The organism is Bacteroidales bacterium, assembly GCA_021157585.1.
GTDB lineage: Bacteria > Bacteroidota > Bacteroidia > Bacteroidales > UBA12170 > UBA12170.
The window spans coordinates 1-3,041 of sequence record JAGGWH010000115.1 but is presented as its reverse complement, the minus strand read 5'-3'; the positions used below and the strand labels follow the sequence as shown (position 1 = coordinate 3,041).

The following is a 3,041-nucleotide window of genomic DNA, read 5'->3' as shown; positions in this document are numbered from 1 at the left end:
TAAAGATGGAGCTAAGCTCTATTATACTAAAGTAGATGCAGATCGTATTTCTGAGTGCAATAAAAATTCTGGTCTTATCGGAAAGTGGAAATTTAAAGACCAGCCGTATCCAGATGTTACATTGTATCTTACTTTTACAGCTCCCGATGAATTCTCAATTGTTGAAAAAGAACCTGGCGTGGAGTCTCGCTTAAATGGGACTTGGATTTTTGATAAAGAAAAAATGTCGCTAATTATGATTGGCTTACGCGGTGAGGATAATTTTAACGGGATGAATACGATTGTAAGTTTAGATGAAAACAAATTTATTTTAAACAATAAGGGACAAATTTTTACAGCCGATAAGATAAAAGCAAGCAACATACAAATTGAACGACTCACTTTTACGGAAGATGATTTTTATACCGAAGATGGTGATTACAAATATGAGGGAGAGGAAGAAAAATTGCCTTGGTCAAATTATTACGATTTGATAACGTATTTAGAAAATGTAAATCAATTGGTGTACAAATATTCTGTTTTGATTGAAGATGCCGAGACTTTTGAAAGTAAAACACTAAAGGCCGATGTATCTGCAACTTTAGACGAAGAAAGAGCGAGCATAGACTTTATATTCAATGGTTACGACCGCTATAATTTACCAGACGATACCGAATTACGTTCAAACGAAAACTATAGCGATATACTTTTCCCTTTAAAAGGCGATACTTTTAGAATTTCAGGTGAGGAAGAAATCACTACTCCAGCAGGCACTTTTCAATGTCTTGTTTTAGAAATAATGGGTGATTTTGATACCTGTAAAAAAGCGTGGATGATAAAAGACAAACCCGGTGTTTATGCTAAAATTATTGAAGATCAACCTGGTAATTTCGGACATTATTCTGTTTACGAATTGAAAGAGATTAAATAGTAAAAGAAAAATAAAAAAGATCATGAAAAATATTTTTACAACTTTAAGTATCTTATTGTTTAGCACAATGATAAGTACTGCACAAAATGAAAAGATAGCTAAATTTTATGATACAAAAGCGGGTAGTGGTTATTACAGCATAGGTACAGATAACGCCTATATTGGAGATTCTATTCTGATTTTTCAAATGTGGAGTGATGATGCAGGATACGAACTTTGGCGCACAAATGGAACGGCTACGGGAACCTATATGGTTAAAGATATCACTACCGGAACGGATAATTATGACAGTCCGCTTTCTGGATTTCCAGAATATTTTAGTGCTTTTGATGGCAAAGTGTATTTTCGAGCTACAGATGGTAGTCACGGTTTTGAATTGTGGAGCACTGATGGAACCGATGAGGGAACAGCAATGGTAAAAGATATTTATGAAGGAGGATCAGGATCATTAAATCCTACGAGTACGACAAAATTTATTGCTTATAAGGATGAATTATACTTTGCCGCAAAATCCAGTTCAGACAGAGGCTTTGAATTATGGAAAACAGACGGAACAGAAGCAGGTACTGTCTTGGTAAAAGATATTTTATCTGAAGATGGAAAATCTTCTTATCCAAAAGAGCTCGTCATTTTTAACGATTTACTCTTCTTTGTGGCCAAAACAAATAATAATAATTATGAAATATGGTATACCGACGGAACGGGTGCTGGCACAGTCAGACTGAGTAATCTTCCAGATAATGAAAGGCCAAAAACAGAAGAAATGATGGTTTTTAAGGATATGCTAATCTTTAAAGGTCAGTTGGATAATGGCTTAGAATTATGGAAAACAGACGGAACAGAGGCTGGAACAATGGAAATAAAAGACATTAATCCGGGCACAGGTTGGGGAGCACCTTACGGAGACAAAATGGTGGAACTCAACGGTGAATTGTATTTTAAAGGAGAAACAGAAGAGTCGGGTTATGAATTATGGAAAACGGACGGAACTGAGGCCGGAACGGTTTTAGTGAAAGATATTAATTCAGGAACAAGTAGTAGTACTCCCAGCTTCTTATGTGTTTATGATAATAAAGTGTTTTTTGCAGCTAAAAATTCAGATAGTGGAACTCAATTATGGGCAAGTGATGGAACTGCTGAAGGAACGGTTCTTTATTATGGACATAGTGATAATGGAACTTGGAACCCAAGAGATTTGTTAGTGATGAATAACCGGTTTTATTTTACATTAAATTCAAGTGCCTACGGACAGCCTTATTTATATTCAATGGGATCGTCTACAGAAACGCCGGTTGCTCATCAAGCTAAAGATTTTACATTTAAAACTTACGAGCGTTATTTTGGTACTTTCTTTGTTTTAAAAAATCAATTGTGTTTTCAAGCCGATATAGAAGAAAATACTGGTTTTGAATTGTACAAATTAGTTAGTGAAGATGTTACTGGTCTATCAGAATTAGAAGATCAGCAAATTAGTATGTATCCAAACCCAACAACAGATTTTGTTCATTTCGACTTAGAAAATAATTCAGCACAAAAAGTGAATTATGCAGTTTATGATATCAGTGGCAAACAGATTTTTTCCGAAACATTAAATGTGCAAAACGATTTGGTTGTAGATTTATCTGGTTTTAAGTCGGGAGTTTATCTCGTTAAAATCAACACGGATAAACAGTCATTTTCTAAAACAATCATTAGGAAATAAACGCAATTTTTAATTCTAAATGTATAGTGTAAAACGCTGTCTGATTTTTCAGGCAGTATTTTTAGAGAATAAATAAGATTATAAATATATCTGTTATATAAACGCATTCAAGTTAAATAATGTCGAATTCAAGCCGCGTAACTTTATTCTAGAATGTAAACTATATTTGTACGCTTTAAAACCTTTTTTACTTTAAAGACAATAGATTCTACACAAGAAAAATTTAAACAAATGAAGAAACTATCAATACTCATAATACTGCTTGCATTTTCTAGCCTAGCAAATGCGCAAACAAAAAAATTAATTGGCAGCTGGTTAATGACTAAAGCCGAAACTCCAGATGGTATTCAAGAGCCCTATTTTATTACCGATTTTAATGAAAATGGAACTATGGTGGTGATGGGAATGGAAGCGGGAACGTGGAAATAT

Annotated in this window: 3 protein-coding genes; all 3 read left to right on the top strand. The window is 34.1% G+C overall.

Going from position 1 to position 3,041, the window contains the following annotated elements; translation table 11 throughout:
• On the top strand, window positions 1-910 hold a 910-nt coding region (locus J7K39_08045), incomplete at its 5' end, for a hypothetical protein (GenBank protein MCD6179841.1).
• A 22-nt stretch (window positions 911-932) separates the two neighbouring features.
• Complete coding sequence (locus tag J7K39_08040; GenBank protein ID MCD6179840.1) at window positions 933-2,612, top strand: T9SS type A sorting domain-containing protein; 1,680 nt, start codon at window positions 933-935, stop codon at window positions 2,610-2,612.
• Between the two features lie 231 nt (window positions 2,613-2,843).
• Window positions 2,844-3,041, top strand: a 198-nt coding sequence (locus J7K39_08035; GenBank protein MCD6179839.1) for a hypothetical protein, incomplete at its 3' end; no start/stop codon positions are given.

Excerpts from the sequence above, each read along its gene's own strand:
- J7K39_08040 (MCD6179840.1), top strand. The coding sequence starts at position 933 with ATGAAAAATATTTTTACAACTTTAAGTATCTTATTGTTTAGCACAATG.